Below are 15,928 nucleotides of genomic sequence, written 5' to 3' on the forward strand. Positions count from 1 at the left end.
GAGTGCCAACCTACCGCCCGCCTGTGACAGTCGCCGTCCTCAGCCGAGCGCGGCCGCCTGACCAGGCGCGAGGCGGCCGTGGTCGGTGCCGCCGAGCTGGCCGATCATGCGGTCGTAGATCGGCCGGGCGTGCTCCTGGAGGAGGCTGTCGTGGACGTCGATGGCGTGCCGCGGCTTGACCTCGCGCAGGTAGTCGATGATCTCCGCCACCTTGTTCCAGGGCGCGTGCACGGGCAGCAGGAGGGTGTCGACCGGGCGGCCGGGGACGGTGAGCGCGTCGCCGGGGTGGAAGACCGAGCCGTCGACGAAGTAGCCGACGTTGGTGACCCGCGGGATGTCGGGGTGGATCACGGCGTGCAGCTGCCCGTGCACCTCCACCTCGAAGCCGGCGGCCGTGAAGGTGTCGCCCTCGCCGACGGTGTGCACCCGGCCCGGGAACGCCGCCGAGATCTGCTCGGCGACCGAGGCGAGCGTCCAGATCTCGGCGGCCGGGTTGGCCTCCATGGCCGCCCGCAGCCGGTCCTCGGCGAAGTGGTCGGGGTGCTCGTGGGTGATCAGGATCGCGTCGGCGCCCACGGCCGCGTCCTGCTCGCTGAAGCCACCGGGATCGATGACCAGCGTCCGCCCGTCCTTGGCCAGCCGGACGCAGGCGTGCGTCTTCTTGGTGAGTTCCAGTTCCATGGCCCCATCTTGCCGCGCGGAGCCGTGCGAATCCGCGACCGGGCTCGGGCTCCGGCGCTCAGTCCTCCGGCGTGGTCTCCTCGCGGATGACGCGCTGCGCGATGGTGAAGGCCGCGCCCGCGGCCGGCACGCCGCCGTAGACCGCGGTGTGGATCAGCGTCTCCTTGATCTCCGCGGGGGTGAGGCCGTTGCGGAGCGCGGCGCGGACGTGCACGGCCAGGTCGTCGAGGTGGCCGCTGGTGATCAGCGCGGTGAGCGTGATGACGCTGCGGGTGCGGCGGTCCAGGCCCGAGCGGGTCCACACCTCGCCCCAGACGTTGCGGGTCAAAAAGTCCTGGAAGTCGCCGGTGAACTCGTCGGCGGCGGCCGCCGCGCGGTCCACGTGCGCGTCCCCCAGCACCTCGCGGCGGACCTTCATGCCCGCGTCGTAGGAGTCGGTGCCGACCATCTCGGGCTGCTCGGCGGCCGGCTCGATGGCGACGACCGGCGGCTGGGGCTGCGCCTGCTGCGCCGGCTTCGGGGTGAGGACGGGCTTGGGCGGGGTGGCGCCGAGCGCGGCCTGCCCGGCCGGCTTGTCCTGCCAGGCGGTGGAGAAGTGCCGGATGAGCAGCTCGGTGATGGCGGCGGGCTGCTCGACGGGGGCGAGGTGCGAGGTGCCGGGCACCAGGGCGAGGCCCGCGTCCGGTATCCCGGCGACCAGGGTGCGCGCGTCGGCGGTCGGGGTGATCAGGTCGTCGGAGCCGACGACCACGAGGGTGGGCGCGGAGATCCTGCCGAGCTCGCTCCGGACGTCGAAGGCGGCCAGCGCCTCGCAGGCCGCGATGTAGCAGCCGGGGTCGGTGGTGCGCACCATCTGCACGGCCCACTCGACGATGGCGGGCTGGGCGGCGGCGAAGCCGGGCGTGAACCAGTGCTCGGGCGCGGTGCGGGCGATCGGGTCCAGGCCGTTCGTACGGATCACCACACCGCGCTGCCGCCAGGCGTCGGCGGTGCCGAACCGGGGCGATGCCGAGACCAGCGCGAGCGAGGTGAGGCGCTGGGGGTGGGCGAGCGCGAGCTGGGCGCCGATGGCGCCGCCCATGGCGCAGCCGGCGTAACCGAAGCGGTCGATGCCGAGGCCGTCGAGGGTGGCGATCACCCGATCGGCCAGGTCGGCGACCGAGGCGGCGGGGTAGGCGGGTGATCCGCCGTGGCCCGGGAGGTCGAAGCGGACGACGCGCCACTGACGGGTCAGTTCGGGTATCTGCCGGTCCCACATGTGCCAGGTGGTGCCCAGCGAGGCGCCGAGGACAAGTACGGGTGCGTCGTCGGGGCCGTCGATCCGGTGCTGCAGGGTCTTCTCGCTCACCCGGCCACGCTACCCAATCAAACCGCCCACTCCTGACACCCGGGTCAGTAATCGGGCAACGCTCCGGCCGGAAGAGTCGGTCATGGCAGCAGAATCGGCTCATAACCGGCTGGCCGGGATCGCCCGCAGGTGCTCCGGGCGGCATTCTTCATCAGAGTTTCGCCACCGGAACCCGACCGTCCGCGCCGGGCCCGGAGCCCGACGCGCCCCGTCAGAACCGTGTCGTGGACACGATGTACACCACGGGGTGGCCGTCCTCGGCGAAGTCGACCGTGATCCGCTGCGAGGGCCGCGGCGCCTTCTCCTTGTGGACCAGGCCCGCGTAGCCGTCCCCGACCGTGAAGTCCCACTTGACCCGCGCCGCCTGCTCCGGCGAGATCGTGGCGACGTCCTTGCGCAGGTCATCGCGGGTGCGCCCGTAGTGCGCCAGGAACTGGTCCAGGCCGTCCTGGGACGTGCGGAACGTCACGTAGAGCGAGCTGGTCTTGAAGGAGTTGGTCTCGAAGTACGCGACCGGATACGAGTACGACGGGATCGGCACGTCGTAGATCCGCCGCTGCACCTTGGAGGGCCACTGCCAGGTGAGCCCCGCCATCTTGGCCCGCTCCTCCTTCTCCTGGCCGCTGTCCCGGCTCTGCGCGGCGGAGAGCGCGAGGTAGCCGGCCGGGATGGCGATCAGCAGGAAGACGACGACGGCGGTGAGCCAGCGGCGCCGGCGGCTCGGCGGGGGCGCGTGCACCCCGCCGTCGCCCGCCGCGGGGACGTCGTCGCGCGCGTCCCGGTCGGGGTACTCGGAGCGGTCGTGGCGCTCGGGGTGGTCGGTCACGGGTGCCTGTTCCAGGTCGGTCATCGGCGGCCGGTCCGCTCATAGCGTTCGTACCGCTCGACGCGGCGGCGGTTGGCGCGGCGGAAGCGGCGGGCCACCAGCCGGGCGAGGTCGGCGGCGCCGACCATACCGGCCTCGGGGCCGAGCTGGGCCCGGGCGATGCGGGCCTCGGGGCGGTAGCCGCGGCCTGTGAGGGTGCGCCGGAAGGCGTCCCGGGCCGGGCCGATGAGCAGGTCGTCCGCCGCGCTGACGCCGCCGCCGATGACGAAGCAGGAGGGGTCGAGGGCCGCGGCGAGGTTGGCGATGCCCACGCCCAGCCACTGGCCGATCTCGGCGAACAGCTCGACGCACATCGCGTCGCCCTCGCGGGCCAGCTCGGTGATCAGCGGCCCGGTGATGTCGGGGATGTTGCCCTTGACCCGCTCGATGATGTTGTACGCGACCGGGGAGTCGGCGGCCGCCAGCTCGCGCGCCTCGCGCACCAGGGCGTTGCCGGAGCTGTACTGCTCCCAGCAGCCGCGGTTGCCGCACGGGCAGCGGTGCCCGCCGGGCACCACCTGCATGTGCCCGAACTCGCCGGCGACCCCGTACTTGCCCCGCTTGACCTGCCCGTCCTCCAGGATCGCGCCGCCGATCCCGGTCCCGAGCGTGATCATCACGAGGTGGTCCTCGTTGCGCCCGGCGCCGAAGCGCCACTCGGCCCAGGCGGCCGTATTGGCGTCGTTGTCGACCATGACGGGGACCGCGAGGCGGCCCGCGAGGCGGTCGCGCAGCGGCTCGTTCCGCCAGTTCAGGTGGGGGGCGAAGAGGACGCGGCTGCGGTCGGCGTCGACCCAGCCGGCCGCGCCGATGCCCACGGCGTGCACGTCGTGCCGGTCGGAGAGGTCCAGCACCAGCTCGGTGATGGTGTCCTCGACGACCTGGGGGCTCTTGGACTTGTCCGGCGTCTCGGTGCGGACCTTCTCCAGGATGTTCCCGTCGGCGTCCACGACGCCCGCCATGACCTTCGTCCCGCCGATGTCGATGCCGACGGTGGGCACGCGGGGCGCGCTGAGGTGCGAGCGCCGCTCGCGGGTGCCGACCGTGCGCAGCACGGTGGCCCGCGCCGATCCACGGTGCACCCTGTCCCGGTACGTACTCATGCTCGGCTCGTCTCGTCCCTGTGCGGTCTCGGGAGGCCATGGCCTCGGCTGGCGTCCGGGCGGGCACAGCCCACCCGCCGTGCGATTGTGCATCAAAGCCGCCCCGCGGCGCACCGCAACCCTCTGACCTGTGGCCTTTCTCAAAGTACGGCGAACCCGGGAACCGTCTGCGCCGGCGCGCACCGGGTGGCGGCGCACCCGGCCCGGCCGCTCCGGTGCGGCCGCCAACTGCCCGCTGGACAAAGGGGGTTCGCCCGGGAGCGGGTTTCCCGGCCGGTGCTCGCCGTCCGGGAAACCCGGGTGCGGGGCCCCCGGCGGGCCCGGGCGGCGCCTGACGGGCCGCGAGAAAGCCCTGGTCACAGGCGTTTTTTCGGGACCGTGTGCCCCTGACGGCCGAATCCGACGGGCCCCGCGGCCACCCGTGGGTTGTGATGGGAACCGTTGATGTTCCGCCCTCTGTGAGGAGAACGCTATGCGCATCCGTACCGCCGCAGCCGCGGCCATTCTGGCCACCGCCGCCCTCGTCGGCAGCGCCGGCGCCGCCGCTGCCGACTCGGGCGCCCAGGGCAGCAGCAGCCACTCGCCGGGCGTGATCTCCGGCAACACCATCCAGGTACCGATCCACGTGCCGGTCAACGCCTGCGGTCTCTCCGTCGACGTGGTCGGGCTGCTGAACCCCGCAGACGGGCAGTGCGCCAACAAGTAACGTCGCGCCCCACTCCGGTGCCGGCCTCCTTCGGGGGGCCGGCACCCCTCTGTTCCCGGGCCGCGCCGGCTCGTGTTCCCGGGCAGGACCAGCCGCCGGGGACCGACCGGGGGTCAGGGTGCCGCGATCTCCCGGGGCCTGCCGTCCCACTGCCACGACGTGCGGCGCGGGTGGCCGGGGAGTGCGATGCGGCCCGTGCACCACAGGAGCGCGGACCAGCGGTCGGTGACCGGCGGGGCGTCGGGGAAGATCCGGGCCAGTGTCCGGTCGCACAGCCCGTCGGGCGGCGTCCACGGCAGGCCGAGGCTCTCGGCGATGTCGTGCGTGTGCACCAGCGTCTCGACGACGCCCATGGCCGCGAAGCCCGTGGCGTCGGACACACCGTAGACGTGGAAGGCGCGCTTCTCCGGCGGCGTCGTGCGGACGATGGCCGCCAGCAGCGCGCCGCTCGCCTCCAGTACTTGCAGCAGTCCCGTCGGGCCGGCCTCACGGTCGGCGAAGACGACGTTCGCCGGGCCGCCCGGCCGCTGCCGCGTCCACGCGAAAGGTACGTGCGTGTCCGCCGGCGGACGCGCCGGGCCGAGCTGGGCGGCGTAGGAGAAGAGGTCGTCGGCGAGGTGCTCGGCGGTCTCCCAGCAGTCCCACTCCAGGGCACCGGCCCGCGCGCTCCAGTCCGCCCCTTCCGCGCCGCGCAGGGCGGTGACCGCCAGCCGCACGGCTTCCTCGACATCGGCTGCGGTGACGGGCCCGCCGGGTGTTCTCTGAAGGGAAGACATGGCGCGGAAGGTAGCAATGGCCGTCCGGTCGGAGCACCCGATTTACCGGAAGAGAGTCGGACCATGGTCGCGCAGGCGCAGGAGGAACGGCGGTACGACGTCGTGGTGGTCGGCGGTGGTGCCGCCGGGCTGAGCGGGGCGCTGGCCCTGGTGCGGGCGCGCCGTTCGGTACTGGTGATCGACGACGGCCGGCCGCGCAACGCGACGGCGGACCGTACGCACAACTTCCTGACCCGCGACGGCACGCCGCCCGCGGAGCTGCTCGCGGCCGGCCGCGCCGAGGTGACCGGGTACGGCGGCGAGATCGTGGCGGGCGAGGCGGTGGCGGCCGAGCGGCAGGAGGGCGGCGGCTTCCGCGTCCTCCTGGAAGCGGGCCCGCCGGTCGCGGCCCGCCGGCTGCTCGTGGCGACCGGCCTGGTCGACGAGCTGCCCGAGGTGCCGGGGATGGCGGAGCGGTGGGGGCGGGACGTGCTGCACTGCCCGTACTGCCACGGCTGGGAAGCCCGCGACCGGGCGATCGCGGTGCTGGCCACGGGCCCGCTCGCATGCCGGCAGGCCCTGATGTGGCGGCAGTGGAGCACCGACGTGACGCTGCTGCTGCACGTCTCGCCGGAGCCCGACGCCGAGGAGTACGAGCGGCTGGCCGCCCGGGGCGTCGCCGTGGTGCCGGGGCGGGTGACGGATCTGGAGGTGGCGGACGGCGGGCTGGCAGGCGTGCGGCTGGCGGACGGGCGGCGGGTGCCCTGTCAGGCCCTGGTGGTGGAGCCGCGGTTCACCGCGCGCGCCGGGCTCCTCGCCTCCCTCGGGCTGTCCGCCGAGGAAGAGCGGTCGTCCGGGGAGGTGGTGGGCAGCTCCGTCCGCGCGGCCGACTCGGGGGCGACGGACGTGCCGGGGGTGTGGGTGGCCGGGAACGTCACGGCCCTGTCCGACCAGGTCATCGGCGCCGCGGCGGCCGGGGTGCAGGCCGCCCAGGCGATCAACTCGGACCTGGTCGACGAGGACACCCGGCGGGCGGTCGACACCCGCCGCGGGTCCGGCTGACGCGGGTCCGGCTGACGCGCGTACTTCAAGAACAGGATCAGCCGGTGTCGAGGCCGTCGATCAGCCGGTCGAGGAACCGGGTGAAGGTGGCGTCGGGGGCGAGCGGGCGGCCGGGCGCGGCGAGGGCCGCGGCGAGCTCCGGGTGGTGGCCGTCGGCGGCGACGGCGGCGAGGTAGCGGGCCTCGGCCGCGGCCCGGCCGGGCGCTTCCGCGGCCGCGGACCGCGCGATCTCGTACCCGACGTGCCCGGCGACGAAGCCGGTGAGCTGGCTGAAGACCTCCAGCTTCGCGGCGCCGTCCAGCCGGGTGGGCCGCAGGGCCGCGAGCGCGTGTTCCAGAAAGGCCAGCGCGTGCGGGCCGGGCGTGCGGCGGGTGGTCAGCGCGGCGGGCAGCCAGGGGTGACGGAGCATCAGGGCGCGCTGGAGGTGGCCGATGGCCTTCAGGTCGCTGCGCCAGTCGCCGCTGAGGGGCCCGTCCGTCGGGAGTTCGCCGCTGACGTGGTCGACCATCAGCTCCAGCAGCGTCTCCTTGTCGGGCGCGTAGCCGTAGAGCGACATGACGCCGGCGCCGACCTCGGCGGCGACGCGCCGCATGGTGACCGCGTCCAGCCCCTCGGCGTCCGCGAGGGCGACGGCCGCGGCCGTGATCGCCTCGCGGCTGAAGGCGGGCTTGCGGCCCCGGCCGGTCCGGGCCGTGCCCAGCCAGAGCTGCTGCGGGTCGACGCCCGCGGCGCCGGCTCCCTCACGACGGGTCATGCTCTTCGCCTTCCGTTGCCTCCGGCCATTCTCGTACAGTGATTCCCGTACAGTGTACGGAAATGAAACAGGGGAACGAGGGGGAACGATGACACCGCACACGCACGGCGTCGTGGCGAGACCGGAGTGGACCGCGCCTTCGGGGAAGCCGCCGCTGTCCGCACGGATGATGCGGGCGACCTGGCGCGGCCTCCCGGCCAAGCGGCACGAAATCGGCTGGGAGCCGGGGCTCGTGGTACCGGCGGCGGACGGCAGTCCCTTGCTGACGGACCACTACTTCCCCCGCGCGGCGGGCGACTTCCCCACCCTTCTCGTGCGCTCGCCCTACGGACGGGGCCTGCCCTGGTCACCCATGTACGGGATGCTCTTCGCCGAACAGGGCTTCCACGTGGTCCTGCAGAGCTGCCGCGGCACCGGCGGCTCGGGCGGCCGGTTCGACCCGTGGCGCGACGAGGCCGCCGACGGCCGGGCCACGGTGGCCTGGCTGCGGCGGCAGCCCTGGTTCACCGGCACGCTGGGCACGGTCGGCCCCAGCTATCTGGGGTACGTGCAGTGGGCGCTCGCGCTCGATCCGCCACCGGAGCTGAAGGCGATGGTGGTACAGGCCGGCCTGCACGATCCGCACGCCTTCTTCCACGCGGGCGGCGCGTTCCACCTGGAGAACGCGCTCGCCGTCGGCGCGGGCATGACGTACCAGCACCGGGGGACGGTGCCCCTCGTACGCGCGATGCTGCGCCTGAAGCGCCGGCTGCGCGAGATCACCACGGCGCTGCCGCTGCGCAAGGCGTACGTACCGGCGCTCGGGGACGTGCCCTGGCTGGACGACGCGATGACGCACCCGGACGCCGACGACCCGCACTGGCACGGCACGTCCGCGGCGGCGGCCGCGGAGCGGTCGAGCGTGCCCACCGCGCTGACCACCGGGTGGCACGACGCGCTCGCCGACCAGACCTTCGCGCAGTACCACCGGCTGCGTCGGGCCGGCTGCGCGACCGCCCTGCTCGTCGGCCCCTGGACGCACACCTCCGCGATGCAACAGGGCTGGCCCGAGGTCTTCGCCGAGAGCCTCGGCTGGCTGCGCGCGCACCTGTGCGGGGACTCCGAAGGGCTGCGCCCCACCCCCGTACGCGTGCACGTCGGCGGCGAAGGCGCCTGGCGGGACCTCGACGACTGGCCGCCGGCCCCCGCCACGACCGCCTGGTTCCCCGCCGCGCACGGGACCCTCACCCGGCAGCCCCCGACGGACTCCGCGCCGCTGGCGTCCGTCCGTTACGACCCCGCCGACCCCACCCCTTCCGTGGGCGGGCCGCTGCTCTCCCCCGGCGCAGGTCCCCGCGACAACGGGGCCCTGGAGGCGCGGGAGGACGTCCTGACGTTCACCGGCCCGCCGCTGACCGAGCCCGTCGACGTGCTCGGCCCGGTCTCCGCGCGGCTGCGGATCTCCACGGACACCGGCCACGCGGACGTCTTCGCCCGCCTGTGCGACGTGGACGCGCGCGACCGTTCCACCAACGTCTGCGACGGGCTGGTCCGGCTGCGGGCCGACGGGCAGGCACCGTCGGCGGTCACCGTGGCGATGAGCTCCACCGCCCACCGCTTCGCCGCAGGGCACCGCATCCGCCTCCAGCTCAGCGGTGGCGCGCACCCGCGCTACGCCCGCAACCCGGGTACCGGCGAGTCCCCGGCCGAGGCCACCGCCCTCGTACCGGCACGGATCACCGTGCACGCGGGCTCGGTGGTGATGCTTCCCGCGGGCAACCAGGAGTGACAGCGGCGGCCCCGCGTCAGTCCCGGACCGTCAGTCCCGGACCTTCAGGACGAGCTTGCCGCGGGTGCGGCCCTGTTCGCCGCGGCGGTGCGCCTCGGCGGCGTGTTCCAGCGGGAGTACGTCCTCCACCTCGACCTTGACCACGCCCTTGTCGATAAGCTCGGCGATCTTCGTGAGGGCCGGGCCGTCCGGCTCCACGAGGTAGCCGCTCGCGCGCACCCCCTGGGCGCGGGCCGCCTCCACCAGCTCCGGCGAGACGCCCGAGGGCACGGCGATGAGCGTGCCGCCGGCGCGCAGGGTGCGCAGCGACCGGGTGCTGGTGTCGTCCTTGTCGTCGCCGACCAGGTCGATGACGACGTCGACGTCCCGGATCTCGTCCTCGAACCGTACGGCGGTGTAGTCGACCAGCTCGTCGGCGCCCAGGCCGCGCAGCCAGTCGTGCTTGGCGGCGCTCGCGGTGCCGATGACATGGGCGCCGAGGTGCTTGGCGAACTGCACGGCGAAGTGGCCGACGCCGCCGGCCGCCGCGTGGATCAGCACCCGCTGCCCGGCGGTCACACGGGCCGCGTCGACCAGCGTCTGCCAGGCGGTGAGCGCGGCCAGCGGCACGGCGGCGGCGTGCTCGTGGTTCAGCAGGGCCGGCTTGCGGGCGAACTGCCGGGAGGGGGCCGTGACGTACTCGGCGTAGGCGCCGGCCTCGCGCGGGAACCACGGCATCCCGTACACCTCGTCGCCGACCGCGAGGGTGTGGACGCCGAAGCCCACCTCTTCCACGACGCCGGAGACGTCCCAGCCGACGGTGAACGGCGGATCGCCGAGGACGCCGAGGCCGCCGCTCTGGCGGGTCTTGTAGTCGATCGGGTTCACGCCCGCGGCGTGCACCCGTACCAGCACCTCGGTCGGCAGCGGCCGCGGCCGCGCCACCTCGGACATCCGCAGGACGTCCGGGCCGCCGAGCGCGTCCTGGCTGATCGCGCGCATGGTGGTCTCGCCGCTCCGGTCGCTGGTCATGTGGTGCCTCCTGTGCGTGTGCGGTACTCGGCGCGGGCGCGCCGCGGGGTCACCGGACCCTGGTACCGGCGAAGCTACCGCCGGGGACCGGCGCCCCCGCGGAAGCCGTCCCGCGCGCCGCACCGGTACCCCGCCACCGGTACCCGTACGCCCGGCCTCAGTGCCTGGGGTGGCCGCCGAGGTGCTCCGGGGACGGCGCGCGCTCCAGTTCGTGGCTGAGCTGCTCCAGTTCGCTGCCGCCGGCCATCTGGCGGGTCAGCTCCTCCAGCGCGATCTCCGGCTTGAGGTGGCTGCCGGCCATCGTGCCGCGCTTGAGCAGGACGAAGCGGTCGCCGACGAGGTAGGCGTGGTGCGGGTTGTGGGTGATCAGGACGACGCCGAGGCCCGCGTCCCGGGCGGCGGCGACGTACTTGAGGACCACGCCGGACTGCTTGACGCCGAGCGCCGCCGTGGGCTCGTCCAGTACGAGGACCTTGGCGCCGAAGTAGACGGCGCGGGCGATGGCCACGCACTGCCGCTCGCCGCCGGAGAGGGTGCCGATCGGCTGGTCGACGTCGCGCAGGTCGATGCCCATCCGCAGCAGCTCGGAGCGGGTGGTCTCGCGCATCGCGCGGGCGTCGAGGTGCTTGAAGGGGCCGACGCCCTTCGTCGGCTCGGAGCCGAGGAAGAAGTTGCGCCAGACCGGCATCAGGGGGACGACGGCGAGGTCCTGGTAGACAGTGGCGATGCCGCGGTCCAGCGCCTCGCGCGGGGAGGAGAGCCGGGCCTCCTCGCCCTCGATCGTGAAGGAGCCGGCGTCGTGCTGGTGCAGCCCTGCGATGATCTTGATGAGGGTGGACTTGCCGGCGCCGTTGTCGCCGAGCACGCAGGAGATCTCCCCCGCGTGCACCTCCAGCGAGACCCCTTCGAGGGCCTTGACGTTGCCGTAGTACTTGCTGACGTCGCTCAGCTCGACGAGCGGCGTACGGGCCTCCGTACGGGCGTCGTGGTCGGTCGCAGTACTCATTTGCTCGCCTCCGCGCGCTTGCGGACCCAGGCGTTCAGCAGCGTGGCGAGCAGCAGCATCGCGCCGAGGAAGAACTTGTACCAGTCCGGGTTCCACTGGGCGTACACGATGCCCTTGCTGGTCATGCCGAAGATGAAGGCGCCGACCGCGGCGCCGATCGCCGAGCCGTAGCCGCCGGTCATCAGGCAGCCGCCGACGGCCGCCGCGATGATGTAGAGGAACTCGTTGCCGACGCCGTCGCCGGACTGGATCGCGTCGTAGGAGAACAGCAGGTGCTGCCCCGAGATCCAGGCGGCGAAGGCGACGCCCATGTACAGGCCGATCTTGGTCTTGGTGACCGGGACGCCGACCGCGCGGGCCGCGTCCGCGTTGCCGCCCACCGCGAAGATCCAGTTGCCCACCCGCGTACGCAGCAGGATCCAGGTGGCGAGCGCGATCAGCGCGATCCACCACAGGATCGTGACCTGGATGTCCACGCCGCCGATCGTGAGGTGCGAGGCGAAGAGCACCCGGGCGGACTCGAAGCCCTCCATGTCGGCGATGGACTTCGTGGAGACCGTGCCGCTGATCAGCTTGGTGAAGCCGAGGTTCAGGCCGGTCAGCATGAAGAACGTGCCGAGCGTGATGATGAAGCTGGGCAGCTTCGTACGGGTCAGCAGGAAGCCGTTGAAGACCCCGATGGCGAGGGTGACCAGCAGGGACACCCCGACGCCCACCCAGGCGTTCGCCGTCATCTGGTAGCTGAACATCGAGGAGATCAGCGCGGAGCTGACGACCATGACGCCGGCCGACAGGTCGAACTCGCCGCCGATCATCAGCAGCGCGACCGGCACGGCCATGATGCCGATCGTCGAGGACGCGTACAGCACCGTCGAGAGGCTGTCGGTCTGCAGGAAGGTGTCGGCCGCGAACGAGAAGAACAGGAAGACGGCGATCGCGCCGACCACCGCGCCCAGCTCGGGGCGGCCCATCAGGCGGCGGGCGAGCGAGCGGTGCACGAGCCGCTCGTCCGGGCCGCCGGCCGGCTCGGTGTCGTGCGGTTCCGCCGGTGGTGCCGCGGTGCTGCTCATCGGGTCCCCCGCTTCGTGTATTCGGCCAGCGCGCCGGCGTCCTTCTTGGTGACCACCTGGGGTCCGGTGAGCACGGGTCGGCCGCCGCCGAGGACGTCGGAGTTGTACTTGTACAGCCAGAGCAGGTCGACCGCCTGGTAGCCCTGGAGGTAGGGCTGCTGGTCGACGGCGAAGCCCAGCGAGCCGTCCTGCAGTCCCTGGGCGACCTGCGCGTTGAGGTCGAAGGTGTCGATCTCGGCCTTGCTGTTCGCCTGGTCCCTGGCCTTCACGGCGGTGGGCGCGAAGGGGGCGCCCAGCGTGACCACGGAGTCGATCTTCGGGTCGGCCTGCAGCTGGGACTCGATGGAGGACTGCACGTCGGGCATGTTCGTGCCCTCGACGTACAGCTTCTTCAGCGTGCCCTTGAAGGTCTTCTGCGCGCCATCGCAACGCTGCTCGTGGCCGACGTTGCCCTGCTCGTGCAGGACGCACAGGGCCTTCTTCTTGTGGCGCTTGTTCAGCTCCTCGCCGACCGCCTCACCGGCGATGGACTCGTCCTGGCCGACGTGGGTGAGCGCGCCGTACTTCTCGGAGACCTCGGAGCCGGAGTTCACGGTGATCACCGGGATGCCGGCCTTCTCGGCCTTGGCCAGTACGCCCTTCATGGCGTCGGGCTTGGCGAGCGTGACGATCAGCCCGTCGACCTTCTGGTCGATGTAGGACTGCACGAGCTGGGCCTGCCGGTTGGCCTCCTCGTCGTGCCCGTAGACGAACTTGATGTTGTCCTTGGCGGCGGCCTGCTTGGCGCCGTTCTGCACGATGTCCCAGAAGGTGTCGCCGTCGCCCGAGTGGCTGACCATGGCGAAGGTCCACTTCGGGGTGTTCACGGCCGCCCGGCCACCGGCCACCTGCGCCTGGCGCGCGTCCTCGGCCCGCTTGCCGCCGGTGGCGCTGCAGCCCGCCAGGGCCAGGCCGAGCACCCCTGCCAGCACGGCGCCCAGCGCGCGTGCCCCTGTCCGAACCCTTGCCACGAGGTCGTGCCCTTCTCGTCGGTTCTCACTGTCCGTAGTCATTCCGCGGGCCCGACGGATCGGGCCCAACCGCCAAGTATCCGTTATGCCCGCTGGTCCCGGGGTCAGCGGGTCCCGCGGGCGGTGTACTTCTCCAGCGCGGGTACGTCCTCGCCGGTGACGATGGCCGGGCCGGTGAGCACCGGGCGGCCGCCGCCCAGTACGTTCCCATTGGTCCGGTTCAGCCAGAGCAGATCGACCGCTTCGTACCCCTGGAGGTAGGGCTGCTGGTCGACGACGAAGGTGATGTCCTTCGCCTTCAGGCTCTTCACCACGGCGGCGTTCAGGTCGAAGGTCGCGAGCTGCGCCGCGCTGCCGGCCTGGTCCCGGGCCTTGACCGAGATCGCCGCCATGGGTGCGCCGAGCGTGACGATCGCGTCGATGCCCTTGTCCGCCTGGAGCTTCGCCTCGATGGAGGACTGCGAGGACGGCGCGTTCGTCCCGTCGACGTTGAGATTCTCGACCGTACCTCGGAAGGATTCCTTCACCCCGGCGCAACGGTCCTCCAGCGAGACGTTGCCCTGCTCGTGGATCACGCACAGGGCCTTCTTCCGGTGCCGCTCGTTCAGCTCGTCGCCGACCGCCCGGCCCGCGACGGACTCGTCCTGGCCGATGTGGGTGAGGGCGCCGTACCGCCGGGAGTACTCGCCGCCGGAGTTGATGGTGAGCACCGGAATGCCGGCCCGCTCGGCCGCTCGAACCGCCGACTTCAGGGCCTGCGGCTTGGCGAGCGTCACGATCAGCCCGTCGACCTTCTGGTCGACCATGCTGCGGACCAGCTCGGCCTGGCGCGACCCCTCCTTGTCGCCGGCGTAGAGAAATTTCACATTGTCCTTCTTCGCCGCCTGCTCGGCGCCGGTCTGGACGATGTCCCAGAAGGTGTCGCCCTCGCCGGAGTGGCTGACCATGCCGATGGTCATGCGGGGCGTCCCGGCGGCCTTCCCGGAAGCGCCGGACGCGGCGTCCTCGGACTGCTTCCCTCCGGAGCCGCTGCAGCCGGCGGCGAGCGCGAGCGCGGCGAGCGCGGCCGCCGCGGCGCGTGTCCTCCGGCAGGTCGTACGGGTCGTGCGCACGGTACGCATCGTGAACCGCCTTCGCTCCCCCGCCGCCCGGTTGCGGCTTGAGGAGTTCTAGCGGCGCCCGACACACCACGTCAATGGTTTGTCAGAACATTCTTACCCAACGAGGCAGGGCGCTCAGGACACTCGGGACACTCAGGGGCACTCAGGGCCGTACGAGGAGCTGGAACTCGAAGGCGTAACGCGAGGCGCGGTAGACATGCGAGCCGAATTCGACGGGCCGCCCCGTGTCGTCGAACGTCGTGCGCTGCATCGTGAGCAGCGGGGCGCCCTCCTCCTCGGCCAGCCGCTCGGCCTCCGCCGCGTCGGCCACCCGTGCGCCGACCGCCTGCCGGGCGCTGTGCAGGGTGATCCCGGCATTGCGCATCAGGCGGTACAGGCCGGTGCTCTCCAGCTGTGCGGTCTCCAGCGTGATCAGCCCGAGCGGGAGGTGGTTGCGCAGGTGCGCCATGGGCTCGCCGTGGGTGAGCCGGAGCCGCTCGACGAGCGCGACCTCCGCGCCCTCGGCGACGCCGAGCGCGGCGGCGACCTCGGCGGTGGCCTCGGTGGTGGTGTTGAGCAGCACCTTCGTGGCGGGCTTCTGGCCGGCCGCCTCCAGGTCGTCGTAGAGGCTGCTCAGCTCCAGCGGGCGCTTGACCTGACTGTGCACGACCTGCGTGCCGATGCCGCGGCGGCGGACGAGCAGCCCCTTGTCCACCAGCGACTGGATGGCCTGCCGGACGGTCGGCCGGGACAGCCCCAGCCGCCCCGCGAGCTCGATCTCGTTCCCGAGCAGGCTGCCGGGGGCCAGCTTGCCGGTCTCGATCGCGGCCTCCAGCTGCTGGGACAGCTGGAAGTACAGCGGCACCGGGCTGCTCCGGTCGACGCTGAACTGGACAGGGCTGCCGGCGCCCTCGGTGACTGCTTCGCGTTTCCCCACGCGGCCGAGCGTATCCGCCCACGCCCATGACGGGAAGTCCAGAGGTCACATTGTCCGGACATTATGCCACTGAAGTCATCGCGGGCCCGGCCCGCTCGCCGGCGCCCGGCGCGCGCCCCTCGGTCCGCGCCCGCAGCAGCCGCGACGACCCGCCCCGATCACGAGAAACGGATAGCCACAAGGGGCGCAGGCGGCACAATGGGGGGATGCCGGAGTACGCCGAACTGCAATTGTCCGACCGCACGTTGGTCCGCCTCGCCCTCGCTCCCGTCGGCACGCCGGCGGCCGTCGTGCCCGCCGCCCGGGCGGATCTGCCCGACGGGGCCGGCACCGTCGAGCCGGTGGGCCGTGGTGCCGACCGGGTGGCCGCGCTCGCCGGGGACGGGCTGCGGGCGGTGCTCAGCCCGCTCGGGCCGCTGCTCCAGGAAGTGCACGACTCCGTCGCGCGCACCGAGCGGCCGCCGCAGGAGCTGTCCGTGGAGTTCGGCGTGCAGATCGGGCAGGACCTCAAGCTCGGCATCGCCGGGGGCAGCGCACAGGCCGCCATGAAGATCACCGCCAGCTGGCGGCTGCCGGGCACCGCGCCCCAGGAAGGCTGAGGGTGCGGTGGTTCGGCGCCGGCGCGGAGGGCGCCGGGGAGGACGCGGCGCCGGACGAGCGGGCCGGGCTGGTCACGGTGTACGGGGCGGACGAGGACGGCCCGGGGGGCGGAGAACGGACCGCCGTGCGGGCTCCGTTCGCCGCCGCGCCGT

The 15,928-nt window shown here is 73.0% G+C and carries 16 protein-coding genes; 4 read left to right on the plus strand and 12 right to left on the minus strand.

Annotated elements, in window-relative coordinates; genetic code table 11:
• Positions 1-39: 39 nt before the first annotated feature.
• From ABT381_RS22535 to ABT381_RS22550, 4 genes are all read right to left on the minus strand, one after another.
• Positions 40-675: an MBL fold metallo-hydrolase gene (locus ABT381_RS22535; RefSeq protein WP_351597226.1), complete on the minus strand. Its 636-nt coding sequence runs from the start codon at positions 673-675 to the stop codon at positions 40-42.
• Between the two features lie 64 nt (positions 676-739).
• Positions 740-2,029 carry a bifunctional 3-oxoadipate enol-lactonase/4-carboxymuconolactone decarboxylase PcaDC gene (pcaDC, locus tag ABT381_RS22540; protein WP_351597183.1) on the minus strand — a complete coding sequence of 430 codons (1,290 nt, stop codon included), beginning with the start codon at positions 2,027-2,029 and terminating at the stop codon, positions 740-742.
• Between the two features lie 211 nt (positions 2,030-2,240).
• A complete protein-coding gene (locus ABT381_RS22545) occupies positions 2,241-2,879 on the minus strand; it encodes a hypothetical protein (RefSeq protein WP_351597186.1) in 639 nt (212 codons plus the stop codon).
• Entirely contained in the window at positions 2,876-3,997 is a 1,122-nt protein-coding gene (locus ABT381_RS22550) for an ROK family glucokinase (protein ID WP_351597189.1), read from the minus strand. The genes ABT381_RS22545 and ABT381_RS22550 overlap by 4 nt, the downstream gene beginning before the upstream one ends.
• A 472-nt stretch (positions 3,998-4,469) precedes the next feature.
• On the opposite strand from ABT381_RS22550, the gene ABT381_RS22555 reads away from it, so the two are divergent.
• Positions 4,470-4,703, plus strand: a complete 234-nt coding sequence (locus tag ABT381_RS22555) for a chaplin (RefSeq protein WP_351597192.1) — start codon at positions 4,470-4,472, stop codon at positions 4,701-4,703.
• Between the two features lie 113 nt (positions 4,704-4,816).
• Here the strand turns inward: ABT381_RS22555 and ABT381_RS22560 are convergent, their stop codons facing one another.
• Complete coding sequence (locus tag ABT381_RS22560) at positions 4,817-5,479, minus strand: maleylpyruvate isomerase N-terminal domain-containing protein (protein WP_351597195.1); 663 nt, start codon at positions 5,477-5,479, stop codon at positions 4,817-4,819.
• 63 nt (positions 5,480-5,542) lie between these two features.
• On the opposite strand from ABT381_RS22560, the gene ABT381_RS22565 reads away from it, so the two are divergent.
• Positions 5,543-6,520: an NAD(P)/FAD-dependent oxidoreductase gene (locus ABT381_RS22565; RefSeq protein WP_351597198.1), complete on the plus strand. Its 978-nt coding sequence runs from the start codon at positions 5,543-5,545 to the stop codon at positions 6,518-6,520.
• Positions 6,521-6,557: 37 nt separating this feature from the next.
• On the opposite strand, the gene ABT381_RS22570 is transcribed toward ABT381_RS22565, so the two are convergent.
• Positions 6,558-7,274, minus strand: coding sequence for a TetR/AcrR family transcriptional regulator (locus ABT381_RS22570; RefSeq protein WP_351597201.1), 717 nt, complete (start codon positions 7,272-7,274; stop codon positions 6,558-6,560).
• An 88-nt stretch (positions 7,275-7,362) separates the two neighbouring features.
• Between ABT381_RS22570 and ABT381_RS22575 the strand changes: the two genes are divergently transcribed.
• Positions 7,363-9,042: a CocE/NonD family hydrolase gene (locus tag ABT381_RS22575; RefSeq protein WP_467754603.1), complete on the plus strand. Its 1,680-nt coding sequence runs from the start codon at positions 7,363-7,365 to the stop codon at positions 9,040-9,042.
• Positions 9,043-9,072: 30 nt separating this feature from the next.
• Here ABT381_RS22575 and ABT381_RS22580 read toward each other — a convergent pair whose 3' ends face one another.
• The 6 genes from ABT381_RS22580 to ABT381_RS22605 form a co-directional block, all read right to left on the minus strand.
• Complete coding sequence (locus ABT381_RS22580) at positions 9,073-10,053, minus strand: NADP-dependent oxidoreductase (RefSeq protein WP_351597204.1); 981 nt, start codon at positions 10,051-10,053, stop codon at positions 9,073-9,075.
• A 157-nt stretch (positions 10,054-10,210) separates the two neighbouring features.
• Positions 10,211-11,059, minus strand: a complete 849-nt coding sequence (locus tag ABT381_RS22585; RefSeq protein ID WP_351597207.1) for an ATP-binding cassette domain-containing protein — start codon at positions 11,057-11,059, stop codon at positions 10,211-10,213.
• Positions 11,056-12,129 carry an ABC transporter permease gene (locus ABT381_RS22590; protein WP_351597210.1) on the minus strand — a complete coding sequence of 358 codons (1,074 nt, stop codon included), beginning with the start codon at positions 12,127-12,129 and terminating at the stop codon, positions 11,056-11,058. Before ABT381_RS22590 ends, ABT381_RS22585 begins: the two co-directional genes overlap by 4 nt.
• Complete coding sequence (locus ABT381_RS22595) at positions 12,126-13,139, minus strand: sugar ABC transporter substrate-binding protein (RefSeq protein WP_351597213.1); 1,014 nt, start codon at positions 13,137-13,139, stop codon at positions 12,126-12,128. Before ABT381_RS22595 ends, ABT381_RS22590 begins: the two co-directional genes overlap by 4 nt.
• Before the next feature lie 104 nt (positions 13,140-13,243).
• A complete protein-coding gene (locus ABT381_RS22600; protein WP_351597215.1) occupies positions 13,244-14,260 on the minus strand; it encodes a sugar ABC transporter substrate-binding protein in 1,017 nt (338 codons plus the stop codon).
• Between the two features lie 142 nt (positions 14,261-14,402).
• Positions 14,403-15,176 carry a GntR family transcriptional regulator gene (locus ABT381_RS22605; RefSeq protein ID WP_351597218.1) on the minus strand — a complete coding sequence of 258 codons (774 nt, stop codon included), beginning with the start codon at positions 15,174-15,176 and terminating at the stop codon, positions 14,403-14,405.
• 206 nt (positions 15,177-15,382) lie between these two features.
• On the opposite strand from ABT381_RS22605, the gene ABT381_RS22610 reads away from it, so the two are divergent.
• Positions 15,383-15,775: a CU044_2847 family protein gene (locus tag ABT381_RS22610; RefSeq protein WP_351597220.1), complete on the plus strand. Its 393-nt coding sequence runs from the start codon at positions 15,383-15,385 to the stop codon at positions 15,773-15,775.
• Positions 15,776-15,928 lie beyond the last annotated feature (153 nt).

The sequence above is a fragment of the Streptomyces sp. NPDC000151 genome, assembly GCF_040301705.1.
Lineage (GTDB): Bacteria > Actinomycetota > Actinomycetes > Streptomycetales > Streptomycetaceae > Streptomyces.